Genomic DNA, 14,629 nt, shown 5'->3' on the forward strand with positions numbered 1-14,629 from the left:
CCGGAAAAAGGGGCTGCCAAAGGAGAAAGGACTTTTTATGAAGATCATTCTGGTGGGCGGCGGCAAGGTCGGCACGGCTCTGGCGCGCCAGCTCAGCGAGGAAGGCCACAACGTGACTGTGGTGGACACCAACAAAGCGCGCGTGGAGCACCTGACCGAAAGCTATGACGTGCTGGGCATCGTGGGCAATGGCTCGTCCATCACCACCCTGTCCGAGGCGGGCATTGAGGATGCGGATGTGTTCATTGCGGTCACCGGCTCGGACGAACTGAACCTGCTTTGCTGCATGTTTGCCAAAAAGGCGGGTCACTGCCACGGTATTGCCCGTGTGCGCAACCCGTCCTACAGCCACGAGTTGGACTTTATCAAAAAGCAGATTGGCATTTCCGCCATCATCAACCCGGAAATGGCAGCGGCAAAGGAGATCTCCCATCTGCTGCGGTTCCCCGGTGCCAGCAAGATCGATACCTTTGCGGACGGCCGTGTGCGGCTGATCAAGTTTGCGCTGCCCGATGCACTGGACGGCGTAGCCATTCGCGAGATCCCCACCCGGCTCAAGAGCGATATTCTGGTATGCGCGGTGGAGCGTGAGGGCGGGGTCATCATCCCCAACGGTAACTTTGTGCTGCAAAAGGGCGATCAGGTCACCTTCCTTGCTACGCAGGAAAAGGCGCACGCCTTCTTCCAGCAGCTGCATCTGCCCGTGCAGCCGGTGCGCAACGCCCTCATCGTGGGCGGCGGTGCCATTGCCTACTACCTCAGTCAGGAACTGCTGGAAAACCATGTGCGGGTGCGCATCGTGGAGCGGGACGCCGCCCGCTGCGTGGAACTGGCCGAGCAGCTGCCCGGCGCACAGATCCTGAATGAGGACGGCTCCAACCGCGAGTTTTTGCTTTCCGAGGGTCTGGAATCTACCGAGGCCTTTGTGGCGCTGACCAACATTGACGAAGAGAACGTGCTGCTGACCCTGTTTGCCAAAAAGCACTCCAACGGCAAACTGGTGACCAAGGTCAACCGTCTGGAATTTGACGATATTCTGGCCGGGTTGGATCTGGGCAGCGTGGTCTACCCCAAGTACATGACCTGTGACTACATCGTGCAGTACGTCCGCGCCCTGCAAAACGAGGCGGGCAACAACATCAAGACGCTGTACCGCATACTGGACGACCGCGTGGAGGCACTGGAATTTACGGTGCACGAGGAGAGCGCCGCTACCGGTGTGCCCCTGAGCCAGCTGCACCTGAAAAAGAACCTGCTGCTGTGCTGCATTACCCGCGGCAGCAAGATTTTGATCCCCCGCGGCGGCGACCAGATCCAAGTGGGCGACAACGTCATCGTGGTCACGCTGGAGCATGGTCTGCACGATCTGCGCGATATTGTGGAGCACTGACGGAGGCAGACTATGAATTATGCAATCGTTTTCCGTCTGCTGGGCTATGTGCTGATGATCGAGGGCGCGTTGCTGCTGCTGCCCGCTGCTGCCAGCTTAGTGTATGGCGAGTGGATGGTGCTGGGCGTGTTTCTGCTCACAGCTGCGGTCAGCGCCGGCATCGGCTACGCCCTGCATACCATCAAACCCCGCAGTAAGGTGTTCTATATGCGCGAAGGCTTTGCGGCTACCTCGCTGTGCTGGGTGTTCATCTCGGTGATAGGCGCGGTGCCCTTTGTGCTCACTGGCTGCATCCCGAACCCCGTGGATGCCCTGTTTGAGACAGTCTCCGGCTTTACCACCACCGGTGCCAGCATTCTGCCCGCCGTGGAGGGGCTGCCCAACGGTATTCTGTTCTGGCGCAGCTTCACCCACTGGATCGGCGGTATGGGCGTTCTGGTGTTTCTGCTCTCGCTGCTGCCGCTGACCGGCGGCTCCCACGTTAACCTGATGAAGGCGGAAAGCCCCGGCCCGCAGGTGGACAAGCTGGTACCCAAGGTGCAGTCCACCGCTAAGATCCTGTACGGCATCTACTTTGCCCTCACCGTGCTGGAGCTGGTATTCCTGCTGGTGGGCAGAATGCCCCTGTTCGAAGCCATGCTCACTGCCTTTGGTACGGCGGGCACCGGTGGCTTCGGCTTCCGCAACGACAGTTTTGCCAGCTTTTCGCCCTACATCCAGTGGGTCGTGACCATCTTCATGATCCTGTTCGGCGTCAACTTCAACGCCTACTTCCTGCTGCTCATGCGCAAGTTCCGCCGCGCTGCTGCCAGCGAGGAGGTGCGGGGCTACTTTGTGGTCATTGCGGTGGCAGTGGGTATCATCACTGCCAATATTTATAGTATGTACAACAGCTTTGGCGAGGCGCTGCGGCAGGCCGCTTTTCAGGTGGGCTCCATCATCACCACCACTGGCTTCTCCAGCTGCGATTTTGACCTGTGGCCCACCCTCTCTAAAGAGATTCTGGTCATGCTCATGTTCATTGGCGCCTGCGCGGGCAGCACCGGCGGCGGCATCAAGGTGAGCCGTTTCCTTATTCTTGGAAAGACCTTAGTTAAGGAACTCAAGACCGCTCTGCACCCGCAGGTGGTGGCACCCGCCCGCATGGACGGCAAGCTGCTGAACCACGAGACTATCCGCACCACCAACGTGTTCATTGCAGCGTATATCTTTATCTTTGCGGCCTCCTTCTTCCTCATCAGCCTGAACGGCTTTGATATGGTGACGAACTTTACCGCCGTGGCTGCTACCCTGAACAACATCGGCCCGGGCTTGGAAATGGCAGGCCCAATGCAGAACTTCGGCTGCTTTGCAGACCCCGCAAAGCTGGTGCTCATCTTTGATATGCTGGCCGGACGTCTGGAGATCTTCCCCATGCTGGTGCTGTTTATGCCGGATACATGGCGGCGGTTCTAAGCCTTTTTGGCGCGAAACAAGAAAGAAAATTATTATTTCAGAACACCGGAGCTTCTATGGACGCTCCGGTGTTCTTTTTTATGAAAGAAGCTGCAAAGGCAGGTGGCAACGGTTAGAAATGCCTTGCGTTCAGTGCCGCATTGCAGTATGATTATAATATTAATTATCTGACCCTTACCCCTGAGCAGGCAGAACCTTTTTACAAACGAAATCGTTCTGCATGATAAAAAAGAAGAAAGCAAAACAATAAAACGTACAGGAGGAAATTACTATGGGTTTGATCAAAGCAGGTATGAGCGCACTGGGCGGAACTCTTGCAGACCAGTGGAAGGAATTTTTCTATTGCGATTCTCTGGACAAAGATGTGCTGATGGTCAAGGGCCAAAAGCGCACCTCCCGCCGCAGCTCCAACCACGGCGAGGATAACATCATCACCAACGGCAGCGGCATCGCCGTGGCCGATGGTCAGTGTATGCTCATCGTGGAGCAGGGCAAGGTGGTGGAGGTGTGCGCCGAGCCGGGCGAGTATACCTTTGATTCCTCTACCGAGCCCAGCGTGTTCACCGGCAACTTTGGCGATAGTCTGGCTGCTACCTTCCAGACCGTAGCCAAGCGCTTTACCTACGGCGGCGACACCGGCAAGGATCAGCGCGTATACTACATCAACACCAAGGAACTGGGCGAGATCCTGTACGGCACCGCGACGCCCATCCCGTTCCGGGTGGTGGTCAGCGAGGAGCGGGGCTATAAGCTCTCGGTGAATATCCGCTGCAACGGCAGCTTTACTTACCGCATCTGCGATCCGCTGCTGTTCTACACCAACGTGTGCAGCAATGTTTCCAACCAGTACGATGCCTCGGAGCTGGCTCCCCGCCTGAAGAGTGAGCTGATGAACGCTTTGCAGCCTGCGCTGGCCACCCTTTCTGCCAACAAGGTGCAGTATTATGAGATCCCCGCCCACACGCTGGAAATCTCCGAGGCGCTCAACGAGCAGCTGTCAAATGTCTGGCGCAAAAAGCGCGGCATTGAGGTATTCTCCTTCAACATCAACTCCCTGTCCATCCCGGAAGAGCAGCAGAAAAAGATCACCGAGTGGGAAGAGAACGCCATGACCACCGATCCCACCACCGCCGCAGCCCGTCTGGTGGGCGGTCAGATCGACGCCATGAAGACCGCCGCAGGGAACACCGCCGGTGCTATGACCGGCTTTATGGGCATGGGCATGGCAGCCGGTGCAAACGGCATGAACGCCCAGAGCCTGTTCGCCATGGGGCAGCAGCCTGCAGCACCCCAGCAGCAGACTTCTGCCGCCGACAGCTGGAAGTGCAGCTGCGGCGCTATCGCCACCGGCAAGTTCTGCCCGGAATGCGGCAGCAAAAAGCCGGAGCCGAAGCCTGCTGCTAACAGCTGGACCTGCAGCTGCGGTGCCACCGTCACCGGCAAATTCTGCCCGGAGTGCGGCAAGCCCCGCCCGGCGGCAGCAGAGGGCTGGACCTGCAGCTGCGGCGCGGTGAATAAGGGCAAATTCTGCTCTGAGTGCGGCAAGCCTCGTCCTGCCGCTGCACCCAAGTATAAGTGCGATAAATGCGGCTGGGAGCCGGCAGACCCCGCACATCCGCCCAAGTTCTGCCCGGAGTGCGGTGACCCCTTTGACGACAACGACCGCAGCTAAGTCCGGCGCACAGCCCGCCGCACAATAACCGATCACGCTGCGGGGCAGGGCAGAAAAGCAAATAAGCCCTTGCCCCGCAGACTACAGGAGGAAACACTATGGCAGGAATGCTGGAATATAAGTGCCCCTGCTGCGATGGTGCCATCCGGTTCGACAGCACCACCCAGAAGATGAAATGCCCCTACTGCGACACCGAGTTTGAGGTGGACGCGCTGAAGGGCTACGATGAGGATCTGAAAGACCAAAAGCCCAGCAAGATGAACTGGACCACCCCCGGCGGCAGCTGGGCAGAGGGCGAGACCGCCGGTCTGCATACTTACGTCTGCAAGAGCTGTGGCGGTGAGATCGTGGGCGATGACACCATGGCCGCTTCGGCCTGCCCCTTCTGCGGCAACCCCATCGTGCTGACCGGACAGTTTGCCGGAGACCTGCGCCCCGACCTCATCATACCCTTCAAGCTGGACAAAAAAGCTGCCAAGACAAAATTGCAGGAGCACCTCAAGGGTAAGACCCTGCTGCCCAAGGTGTTCCGCAGCCAGAACCATATCGACGAGATCAAGGGTGTGTATGTGCCCTTCTGGCTGTACGACAGCGACGCCGACGCCCAGCTGCGCTTTACCGCCACCCGCACCCGCTTTTGGTCGGATGACGACTACGATTACACCGAGACCAGCTACTACTCTGTGCGCCGGGATGGCGTGCTTGGCTTTGACGCGGTTCCGGTGGACGGCTCTTCCAAGATGGAGGACGACCTGATGGAATCCATCGAGCCCTTTGCCATGCAGGACGCAGTGCCCTTCAAGACCGCGTATCTGGCAGGCTATGTGGCCGATAAGTACGATGTGGACGCCCAAAAGAGCATCAAGCGCGCCAACGAGCGTATCCGGCAGTCCACTGAGGACGCCTTTACCCAGACCGTTACCGGCTACGACTCCGTGAAAATGGAGAACAGCAGCATCCAGCTGCACGGCGGCAAGGCAAAGTATGCCCTGTTCCCGGTGTGGGTGCTGAGCACCAGCTGGCAAGGCAACAACTACATTTTTGCCATGAACGGCCAGACCGGCAAGTTTGTTGGCAACCTGCCGGTGGATAAGGCCGCTGCCCGCAAGTGGACGCTGGGCCTTACAGCAGCCGTCGGTGCTGCATCCTATGCGGTGATGTGGCTGCTGTGGCTGGCCGGTATTCTGTAAAGGAGGGACGGAAGATGAAAAACACTGCTACCCGACTGCGCTCCCTCTGCGCTGCGCTGGCCGCACTGGTGCTTTTGCTGGCGCTGGCTGTACCGGCCTTTGCCGCAGACGGCTTTGCCGACCTGTATTACCGCATGAACGACAGCGCGGAAGTCCTGACCGAGGATGAGGACAGCGAGCTGGAAGCTTCACTGGAGGAGCTGAGCGTCCGTCAGAGCTTTGATGTGGTCATTGCCACTATCGACTCGCTGGAAAGCGAGGGCTGCACCAGCATGGAGGAATATGCCGATGACCTGTATGATTACTGCCAGTTCGGCTACGGTGAAAACCGGGACGGCGTGCTGCTGCTGGTAAGCATAGGCGACCGCAAATGGCATATCTCTACCTGCGGCTACGGCATTACCGCCTTTACGGATGCCGGTATCCAGTACCTTGGCGAGCAGATGACTCCCGACATGGCAGACGGCGATTACGCCGCCGCCTTCCGCACCTTTATCCAGTGGACGGACGCATATATCACCGCCGCCCGCGAAGGCCACCCCTACGATGTGGACAACATGCCCAAGGAGCCGTTCTCCATCCTGTATCTGGGTCTGGCGCTGGTCATTGGTCTGGTGACTGCACTGATCGTGACCGGCGTGATGAAGAGCCGGCTCAAGAGCGTGGCACCGCAGCGGGACGCAACCAGCTATGTGCGGCAGGGCAGCATGAAGCTGACCAACCAGCGGGATCTGTTCCTGTACCGTGACGTGCACCGCACCGAGCGGCCGAAGGAGTCCAGCTCCAGCGATTCCGGCGGCAGCTCCACCCACACCTCCTCCAGCGGCACTACCCACGGCGGCGGTGGTGGTTCGTTCTGAAAACGTTCCCCGCAAGATAAAATCTCAAAAACCGATCCGCAGCAGCCGGACGCACCCGCGCCCCGGCAACCACTGCGGATCGTTTTTTACTTTTCTGCCGCCCGACACAAACGACTGATTTTTTCTGCGCCTTTAGGGCTATACTTCCAGTGCAGACGATTTTATATGCAGCAAGGAGCAGACACATGGGCATTTGGGAAAATCTGGGCATGGGCGGTTACCGGGGCTTTTCGCGCCCGGCGGCGCGGCTGTTGCAGCAGGCGGTGCAGCTGGCGGGGGATTTGGGCTGTGAGCAGGCGGATACCAGCCACCTTTTGCTGGCAATGCTGCGGCAGCAGGGTGCTGCGGCGCAGTTTCTCACCCGGAAAAACATCACCGAGCCAGAGGTGCGCCGCCAGCTGGCGCAGCGGCGCAGCGCCCCGGTACAGCGGCTGACCCGGCAGTCCATGGCACCGGACCTGCGCCGCACCATGGACTACGCGCTCATTGGGGCGCAGAACGCCCACGTCAGCCGGGCAGAGCCGGAGCACCTGCTCTGCGCCATGCTGGAAGATGACGGCTGCGCCGCCGGGCTGCTGCTGGCGGAGATGGGGCTTTCGCTCACCGAGGCAGTGCGGGAGTGCCGCCAGCTGAGCGGACAGTTTGTGCTGCCCGCCCAGCCCCGGGTGTCGGCCAGCATCCCCCGGGGCAGCCGCGCCAGCGATAAATATTGCCGCGATTTGACCCGCCGCGCCGCCGAAGGGGAGTTGGACCCGGTGTTCTGCCGGGAAGCGGAGCTGGACCGCATGGTGGAGATCCTGTGCCGCCGCCAGAAAAACGATCCCTGTCTGATTGGGGAGCCGGGCGTGGGCAAAACGGCGCTGGCTGAGGGTCTGGCGCTGCGCATTGCCGCCGGGCAGGTGCCCAGAGCGCTGCAAGGGCGACGGCTGCTGGCGCTGGATATGGCAAGTCTTGTGGCGGGCACCAAGTACCGGGGCGATTTTGAGGAGCGTCTGAAAAACCTGCTGGAAGAGCTGGTGCGGGACGGCACTGCCATCCTGTTCATCGACGAGTTCCACACCATCGTGGGAGCCGGTGCCGCCGAGGGTGCTATTGACGCTGCCAGCATCTTAAAACCGGTGCTTGCCCGGGGCGAGTTGCAGCTCATCGGCGCCACCACCAATCAGGAGTTTCGCACCCACATCCAGAAGGATGCCGCGCTGGAGCGCCGCTTTGGCCGGGTGCAGGTGGAAGAACCCACCCCCGCGCAGGCGGTGGAGATCCTCAACGGCCTTGCGCCCCGCTACGAGCGGTATCATGGCGTGCGACTGCCGCCGCAGACCCTGCAGGCGGCGGTGGAGCTTTCGGTGCGGTATCTGCCCGGGCGCTGCCTGCCGGATAAGGCCATCGACCTTGTGGACGAAGCCTGTGCGGCGGCGCGCATCCTTGCCGAAAAGGAGCAGCGCACCCAGCCGGTGCTCAGCCCGGAGGACATCGCCCGGGTAGTGGCAGCAGCCAGCGGCGTGCCCGCCCAGCGGGTGGGCGAACAGGAACGGGAGCGGCTGGATAAGCTGGAAAGCCGCCTGAATGCCGAGATCGTCGGTCAGCAGCGTGCGGTGGCTGCGGTGGCGGGGGCCATCCGGCGCAGCCGCACCGGTCTGGGTGAGCCGGGGCGGCCCATCGGTGCTATGCTGTTTTTGGGGCCTACCGGCGTGGGCAAGACCGCACTGGCACGAGCGCTTGCGGTCAGCTGGTTCGGCAGCGAGAAAGCACTGCTCAAATTTGATATGTCGGAGTATCAGGAGCAGCACACCGCCGCCCGGCTGCTGGGTGCGCCGCCGGGCTACCTCGGCCACGACGAGGGCGGGCAGCTGACCGAGGCCGTGCGCCGCCGCCCGTACAGCGTTGTGCTGTTTGACGAGATCGAAAAGGCGCACCCGGATATCCAGAATATCCTGTTGCAAATTTTGGAGGACGGTCAGCTGACCGATGCCATGGGGCGCAAGGCAGATTTCCGCAACAGCATCGTGCTGCTCACGTCAAATTTGGGCGCACGCTTCTTAGCGGGGCAGAACGCGCCGCTGGGCTTTGCCGCCGGGGCAGAAGCAGTGTTTGAAAAGCAGTCCGCACAGGCTGTGGAGGAAGCCAAAAAGTGGTTCCGGCCGGAACTGCTGGGGCGGCTGGACGAGGTAATCGTGTTCCGCCCGCTGGCAGAAGAAAACCTTTGCGCCATTGCAGAAAAAATGCTCTGTCAGCTGGAGCAGCGCGCCGCCCGCAGCGGCTACCGGCTGCGCCACACCCCGCAGGTGGGGGCGGCACTGGCTGCCCGGGCGCAATCGGCCTATGGTGCGCGGGAGCTGCGCCGTCAGGTGGACAGGGCAGTGGAGCAGGCGCTTGCAAACCGCATTGCCGCCGGGACTGCCTGCGCAGGACAGCACTGGACGGCAGACTGCGCCGCCGATGGCAGCATTGTTTTGCGGGAGGATGAGACCATAACCCTATAAGAAAATAGCGTTTTTGCTTGCAACCGGCACGGTTTTCGACTATTATAGAGGAAATAGAGCTACAACAGGGAGGACCCCGATGCACACGCTGTTTCTTCTGAACCCCGCAGCCGGAAAGGCCGACTGTACCCGCACCCTGCCGCAGCAGATCGCGGCAGCGGCTGCCGGTGCCGGGCTTGCCCCGGAGGACTACACCATCCGCGTCACCACCCACGCTGGCCACGCCCGGGAACTGTCCCGCGCTGCCGCCGCTGCCGCTCAGAAGGCCGGGGTGGAGCTGCGCATTTTTACCGCCGGTGGTGACGGCACCTTCAACGAGGCGCTCACCGGTGCCCACGGCTTTGATAAGACCGCCGTGGGCTGTCTGCCCTATGGCAGCGGCAACGACTTTCTGCGCACCTACGGTACAAAGGAAGAGTTTCTGGATCTGGACGCCCAGCTGGCCGGCGGGGCGGTGCCCATCGACCTGATGCGCACCAGTCTGGGGCTTTCTGCCACCATCTGCGCCGCCGGTCTGGATGCGCAGGTGGCCTACGGCATCCCCAAGTTCCGGCGCATCCCGCTGTGCGGCGGCGAAGCAGCCTATGCGCTGTCCATTGTCCAGCAGCTGTGCGGGCATATCGGCCGCAGGGTGGAGTATGTCATTGACGGCGAGGTGCTGACCGTGGACTGCCTGATGTGCGCAGTGTGCAACGGCCGCGCCTACGGCGGCGGCTTCATGGCAGGGCCGGAGGCACAGCCGGATGACGGCTGGCTGGATGTGTTCATCGTGCGCAAGGTCAGCCGTCGGGTCATTGCAAAGCTGCTGATGTTGTACAAAAACGGCCAGCATTTTAAAAATGGCCAGCTCACCGAGGCTGCAAAGCCCTACTTTATCTACCGCCGCGCAAAATCGGTCAGTCTGCGGGCAGCAGATGACCGTGGGCCCATCATTGCCACCGTAGACGGCGAGTGTGCCCCCTGCAAGCAGGTGTCGGTGCAGGTGCAGCCGCTGACAGGCCGCGTGCTGCTGCCGCTGCCCGCCTACCAGCGCTTTACCGCCAAAAAAGCAGGCATAAGATAAAAAGCACTGCCGCAAACCTTACCATCGGAACAGAACGCAGCCGCTGTGCAAAAATTGTGCAGCGGCTGCGTCTTTTTTACGTGGCAGGGTACGATTTTTGGCCGTCATAAATTCTTAACAAAGAAAAATTGCAAAACCCCTTGATTTTTCAGGGCAAGATGAGTACAATACACTTAGCACTCAGAGAAAAAGAGTGCTAAACTACTGCGGAGCATACACGAAGCCCCCGCAGGACACAACAAAGTTTCAAATAAATTCAATATAATTGGAGGGCAAGAATTATGAAGATCATTCCTCTTGCAGACCGTGTTGTCATTAAGACTGTTGAAGTCGAGGAGACCACCAAGGGTGGCTTGATCCTGACCGGCAGCGCCAAAGAGAAGCCGCAGGTCGCACAGGTCATCGCGGTTGGCCCCGGCGGTGTCGTGGACGGCAAGGAAGTCAAGATGACCGTTAAGGTCGGCGACAAGGTCCTCACCAGCAAGTACTCCGGCACTGAGGTCAAGGTGGACGGCGAAGAGTGCACCATCGTGCGTCAGAGCGATATTCTGGCTGTTGTGGAAGACTAAGCTTTCCCTTTTCAATTGAGTTTGCATTATAAAGGAGCGATTTATTATGGCAAAGCAGATCAAGCAGGGCGAGGACGCCCGCAAGGCACTGTGCGCTGGTATTGATACCCTGGCTAACACCGTCAAGATCACCCTCGGCCCCAAGGGCCGCAATGTGGTGCTGGGCAAAAAGTTCGGCGCACCGGTCATCACCAACGATGGCGTGACCATTGCTAAGGAGATCGAGCTGAAGGACGAGTTCGAGAACATGGGCGCACAGCTGGTGCGTGAAGTTGCAACCAAGACCAACGATGCCGCAGGCGATGGCACCACCACCGCTACCGTGCTGGCACAGGCCATGGTCAACGAGGGTATGAAGAATGTTACCGCCGGTGCCAACCCCATGGATATCCGCCGCGGCATGAGCAAGGCTGTTACCACCGCTGTGGAAACCATCAAGGCTCACAGCCAGAAGGTGAAGGACAGCAACGATATCGCCCGTGTCGGCACCATCTCTGCCGGCGACCCCGAGATCGGCCGTCTGATCGCTGAGGCTATGGAAAAGGTCACCTCTGACGGCGTTATCACCATCGAGGAGAACAAGACCACCGCCGAGACCTACAACGAGATCGTGGAAGGTATGCAGTTCGACCGCGGCTACCTGACCCCCTATATGGTCACCGATACCGACAAGATGGTGGCCGATCTGGACAACGCTGCTGTCCTGATCACCGATAAGAAGATCAGCGTCATTCAGGATCTGGTGCCCCTGCTGGAGCAGGTGATGCAGAACGGTATGAAGCTGCTGATCGTGGCTGAGGATATCGAGGGCGAGGCTCTGTCCACCCTGATCGTCAACCGTCTGCGCGGCACCCTGAACGTCGTGGCCGTCAAGGCTCCCGGCTTCGGTGATCGCCGCAAGGAGATGCTGCAGGATATCGCTATCCTGACCGGCGGCACCGTGATCTCCTCTGATCTGGGCTATGAGCTGAAAGACGCTACCGTCCAGATGCTGGGCCATGCCCGTCAGGTGAAGGTGACCAAGGAGAACACCACCATTGTGGGCGGCGCAGGCGACAAGGACGCCATTGCAGCCCGCATTGCTCAGATCCGCAGCCAGATTGAGGCCGCTACCAGCGACTTTGACCGCGAGAAGCTGCAGGAGCGTCTGGCTAAGCTGGCCGGCGGCGTGGCTGTCATCAAGGTCGGTGCTGCTACCGAAGTTGAGATGAAGGACAAGAAGCTGCGCATCGAGGATGCTTTGAACGCTACCAAGGCAGCTGTGCAGGAGGGTGTTGTGGCCGGCGGCGGTACCGCTCCCATCAATGCCATCCCCGCTGTGCGCGCTCTGTGCGACACGCTGGAAGGCGACGAGCGCACCGGTGCCAAGATCGTGCTGAAGGCTCTGGAGGCTCCTCTGCGCCAGATCGCCAAGAACGCCGGTCTGGAGGGCAGTGTCATCATCGACAAGATCGTCTCTGCCAACAAGCCCAACTACGGCTTCGATGCCCAGAACGAGGTCTTTGTCGAGGATATGATCGCCGCTGGCATCGTGGATCCGACCAAGGTCACCCGTTCCGCTCTGGAGAATGCAGCTTCTGTTGCGGAGATGGTGCTGACCACCGAGAGCCTTGTTGCTGACCTGCCGGAACCCCCGGCTCCCGCTGCACCTGCCGGCGGTGACATGGGCGGCATGTACTAATAACTGCCAAAAAAACCGCATGAATCCTTGATTTTTGGAGCGCGCAAAAGCGGATTTACGCCAAACTTACGCCACTTACGCCAAAAATCAAAGCGCATGATAGGGTAACAAAATCGGCACTCGCTGAAAAGCGGGTGCCGATTTTTTGTGTCTAGGGGATTTGAAGACTCATGAAACCCACTGATGGTTTCTGCGAGCGGCAGACTGTCAGTGTTGTGTAATTTGGGAATGGCTATTTACGATAGACAAAAGTGTGCTATAATAAGAAAAATGTCAGCAAAAATTGAAATTTTGCTGAAAATCCGATTAGTTGTACCTGAGTTTTGATATTCTATCTAAGGGAGAGAATTCTATGGCAGGGAAAAGCAGAAAGATTTCCTTTTATCTTTTGGTTTTGGAGAAAAAAGTTCCAATTCAGGGAAGCCGACAAACAAGATTTGTTCCCTTGACAAAAAATGAGATTGAGGAACATTTTAAGAATATATATGATAATAAAATGCAACTGTTGTCAAATGGAAACAAAGCTATTACGGTGACGCTTTCAAATGGAGCTGACGTTGTTGAAGTTTTGGAATTTTCCAATCACCGTGCATTCGTAAAGGTCGGTCAACAAAACCCTTCGAACACGGTAGCATTACGTAATCAGACAACCTTGGAAACAGAGGATGTTCCTATGTCTGAAAACCAACTGTTGGAACTGTTCACCTATTGCTTTATTGACTTTGCAACAGGAATTATAAGTTATATTAGTATCAGTGGAGCACCAAGGGTTTCAACAATCCGTGCAATGTTTGACCATTATTTCCTATACACTGAAAATGTAACAACAAAGCTTGCAGCAATCATGACAGATGACATAGCTGCTAAACTTTCTCACAAACATACTATTAGTAAATTGGAAATTGAAGTCGCTGTTCCAAGCAATCGGATTCTTAGCGATCTAGGAGTGAATCCGGCTGGCTATGATGCACTAATAAATGTACGAACTCGTACAGCAACTTATGAAGTGATAAGCCACAGAAACAAGAATATGTTTGAGAATGAAAGAGACTTTTTGACGCTGATTGGTGATTTGAAGTCAACCTTGGGTGAAAGATTGCTGAAGCTTCGTGCTAATGCAAAAGCTGAAAACGAACCGTCACAAACATATGATTTACTTCAGTACAGCTTTACTAAAACTGTGAATTTGGAGAGAGAAAACATTGAAACGATCGGGGCAGAGGAATTCAAGGAAATTCTTACTGAAATCTACACTCAAAGCAAAGATGAACTGCTAAGGTATTGTCATAGCTGAATTTTATTCAAAAAGGGAGGTGAGCGAATGACAACAAAAGCGAAGAATATAGTTAAACTAGGTGGAGCAGTTGTTGTGTCGGCTGGAGTTTCGGCAATCGTTCTTAAATGCCCTTATTTTAACGTGTTGGATTTTGGAAGTTGTAATAAAGACTTTCATTATAACGTCATTTCTATGTCAGCAACAATAGGCGGATTTCTATTCACAGGCATAAGTATTCTGATTTCAACGCTTGAAAAAGAGCGTATTAAACGACTTTGGGATTACAATTATCTTGATAATTTATACCGCGCAGCCTTTATCGGGATAACAGCTAATATAACGTCGTTAGTTATTGCTTTAGGAATTATAATTCTAAAGTTCGAAGAAAAAATACAGTGGATTCTTGCAGACGTTGAAATTTCAGCAGTTATTACGAGCATAGTGTTTTTTATTTGGAGCGTGAAGCAAATGATTTTTGTGATCTCCAGACTTAAAGACAATGATGAGTAGCATAAGTACCTGCAAAATTCTTTTGATTTTGGTTTAAATAAGCCGCCCAGCGACCTTACGGTCTCGCTGGGCGGCTTATTTTTTGCGTTTCCACAACAGATATTCTTCGTAGCGGTGCATCTCGTTCTGTTCTTCTTCGGTCAGGCGCTGGCGCTGGAGGCGGGCTTTGTCGGAGGGATCGTAATCGGACAAACCTAACAGAAAATCAGAAGAAGTATGATAGCGTCTGCAAATTGCAACCAGTGTTGAATGGTCAGGAGAACTTTTGTCGTGCTCCCAACTGCGGACAGTAGAAACCGAAACACTAAGAGCTTTTGCTAACACTTGTTGCTTTTCACCATTCAGCTTTCGTAATTCTGCCAGCCGCTCACCAATCATCTAGCGCACCACCCTTCTTTGCTTTCAAGTATAGAGAATCTTATTACTTTTGGCAAAAAGCGCCGAAATTCTTGTGAATTGGCCATAAAAGTGATAATATTA

General features: G+C 57.0%; 12 protein-coding genes. 11 read left to right on the plus strand and 1 reads right to left on the minus strand.

What is annotated here, in order from left to right:
- Positions 1-37 precede the first annotated feature (37 nt).
- The 11 genes from trkA to MTP36_RS06755 all read left to right on the plus strand — a co-directional run bounded on the left by trkA (position 38) and on the right by MTP36_RS06755 (position 14,149).
- Positions 38-1,390, plus strand: a complete 1,353-nt coding sequence (gene trkA, locus MTP36_RS06705) for a Trk system potassium transporter TrkA (protein WP_055185070.1) — start codon at positions 38-40, stop codon at positions 1,388-1,390.
- A 12-nt stretch (positions 1,391-1,402) separates the two neighbouring features.
- Positions 1,403-2,845: a TrkH family potassium uptake protein gene (locus tag MTP36_RS06710; protein ID WP_249254229.1), complete on the plus strand. Its 1,443-nt coding sequence runs from the start codon at positions 1,403-1,405 to the stop codon at positions 2,843-2,845.
- 271 nt (positions 2,846-3,116) lie between these two features.
- The gene (locus MTP36_RS06715) at positions 3,117-4,517 is read left to right on the plus strand and encodes an SPFH domain-containing protein (RefSeq protein WP_249254230.1); all 1,401 of its coding nucleotides are present in this window, start codon (positions 3,117-3,119) and stop codon (positions 4,515-4,517) included.
- A gap of 98 nt (positions 4,518-4,615) precedes the next feature.
- Positions 4,616-5,707, plus strand: coding sequence for a hypothetical protein (locus MTP36_RS06720; RefSeq protein WP_249254231.1), 1,092 nt, complete (start codon positions 4,616-4,618; stop codon positions 5,705-5,707).
- 14 nt (positions 5,708-5,721) lie between these two features.
- Entirely contained in the window at positions 5,722-6,567 is an 846-nt protein-coding gene (locus MTP36_RS06725; RefSeq protein WP_249254232.1) for a TPM domain-containing protein, read from the plus strand.
- 185 nt (positions 6,568-6,752) lie between these two features.
- A complete protein-coding gene (locus tag MTP36_RS06730; RefSeq protein WP_249254233.1) occupies positions 6,753-9,050 on the plus strand; it encodes an ATP-dependent Clp protease ATP-binding subunit in 2,298 nt (765 codons plus the stop codon).
- 79 nt (positions 9,051-9,129) lie between these two features.
- Positions 9,130-10,113, plus strand: a complete 984-nt coding sequence (locus MTP36_RS06735) for a diacylglycerol/lipid kinase family protein (protein WP_249254236.1) — start codon at positions 9,130-9,132, stop codon at positions 10,111-10,113.
- Between the two features lie 281 nt (positions 10,114-10,394).
- The gene (locus MTP36_RS06740; RefSeq protein ID WP_005923585.1) at positions 10,395-10,682 is read left to right on the plus strand and encodes a co-chaperone GroES; all 288 of its coding nucleotides are present in this window, start codon (positions 10,395-10,397) and stop codon (positions 10,680-10,682) included.
- 46 nt (positions 10,683-10,728) lie between these two features.
- Positions 10,729-12,363: a chaperonin GroEL gene (gene groL / locus MTP36_RS06745; RefSeq protein ID WP_118657353.1), complete on the plus strand. Its 1,635-nt coding sequence runs from the start codon at positions 10,729-10,731 to the stop codon at positions 12,361-12,363.
- Positions 12,364-12,715: 352 nt separating this feature from the next.
- Positions 12,716-13,657 (plus strand): hypothetical protein, encoded by a 942-nt coding sequence (locus tag MTP36_RS06750; RefSeq protein WP_249254237.1) that lies wholly within the window; start codon positions 12,716-12,718, stop codon positions 13,655-13,657.
- Between the two features lie 27 nt (positions 13,658-13,684).
- On the plus strand, positions 13,685-14,149 hold the full coding sequence (locus MTP36_RS06755; RefSeq protein WP_249254239.1) for a hypothetical protein: 465 nt from the start codon (positions 13,685-13,687) through the stop codon (positions 14,147-14,149).
- Between the two features lie 75 nt (positions 14,150-14,224).
- On the opposite strand, the gene MTP36_RS06760 is transcribed toward MTP36_RS06755, so the two are convergent.
- Complete coding sequence (locus MTP36_RS06760) at positions 14,225-14,527, minus strand: helix-turn-helix domain-containing protein (protein WP_097783627.1); 303 nt, start codon at positions 14,525-14,527, stop codon at positions 14,225-14,227.
- Positions 14,528-14,629: the final 102 nt, after the last annotated feature.

Origin of the sequence: Faecalibacterium sp. I4-1-79 (assembly GCF_023347235.1) — a bacterium.
GTDB classification, from domain to species: Bacteria; Bacillota; Clostridia; order Oscillospirales; family Ruminococcaceae; genus Faecalibacterium; species Faecalibacterium tardum.

Coding starts and splice junctions, on each gene's coding strand:
- trkA (WP_055185070.1), top strand. CDS start 38: ATGAAGATCATTCTGGTGGGCGGCGGCAAGGTCGGCACGGCTCTGGCG.
- MTP36_RS06715 (WP_249254230.1), top strand. CDS start 3,117: ATGGGTTTGATCAAAGCAGGTATGAGCGCACTGGGCGGAACTCTTGCA.
- MTP36_RS06740 (WP_005923585.1), top strand. CDS start 10,395: ATGAAGATCATTCCTCTTGCAGACCGTGTTGTCATTAAGACTGTTGAA.
- MTP36_RS06730 (WP_249254233.1), top strand. CDS start 6,753: ATGGGCATTTGGGAAAATCTGGGCATGGGCGGTTACCGGGGCTTTTCG.
- MTP36_RS06750 (WP_249254237.1), top strand. CDS start 12,716: ATGGCAGGGAAAAGCAGAAAGATTTCCTTTTATCTTTTGGTTTTGGAG.
- MTP36_RS06710 (WP_249254229.1), top strand. CDS start 1,403: ATGAATTATGCAATCGTTTTCCGTCTGCTGGGCTATGTGCTGATGATC.
- MTP36_RS06725 (WP_249254232.1), top strand. CDS start 5,722: ATGAAAAACACTGCTACCCGACTGCGCTCCCTCTGCGCTGCGCTGGCC.
- MTP36_RS06735 (WP_249254236.1), top strand. CDS start 9,130: ATGCACACGCTGTTTCTTCTGAACCCCGCAGCCGGAAAGGCCGACTGT.
- MTP36_RS06720 (WP_249254231.1), top strand. CDS start 4,616: ATGGCAGGAATGCTGGAATATAAGTGCCCCTGCTGCGATGGTGCCATC.
- MTP36_RS06755 (WP_249254239.1), top strand. CDS start 13,685: ATGACAACAAAAGCGAAGAATATAGTTAAACTAGGTGGAGCAGTTGTT.
- MTP36_RS06760 (WP_097783627.1), bottom strand. CDS start 14,527: ATGATTGGTGAGCGGCTGGCAGAATTACGAAAGCTGAATGGTGAAAAG.
- groL (WP_118657353.1), top strand. CDS start 10,729: ATGGCAAAGCAGATCAAGCAGGGCGAGGACGCCCGCAAGGCACTGTGC.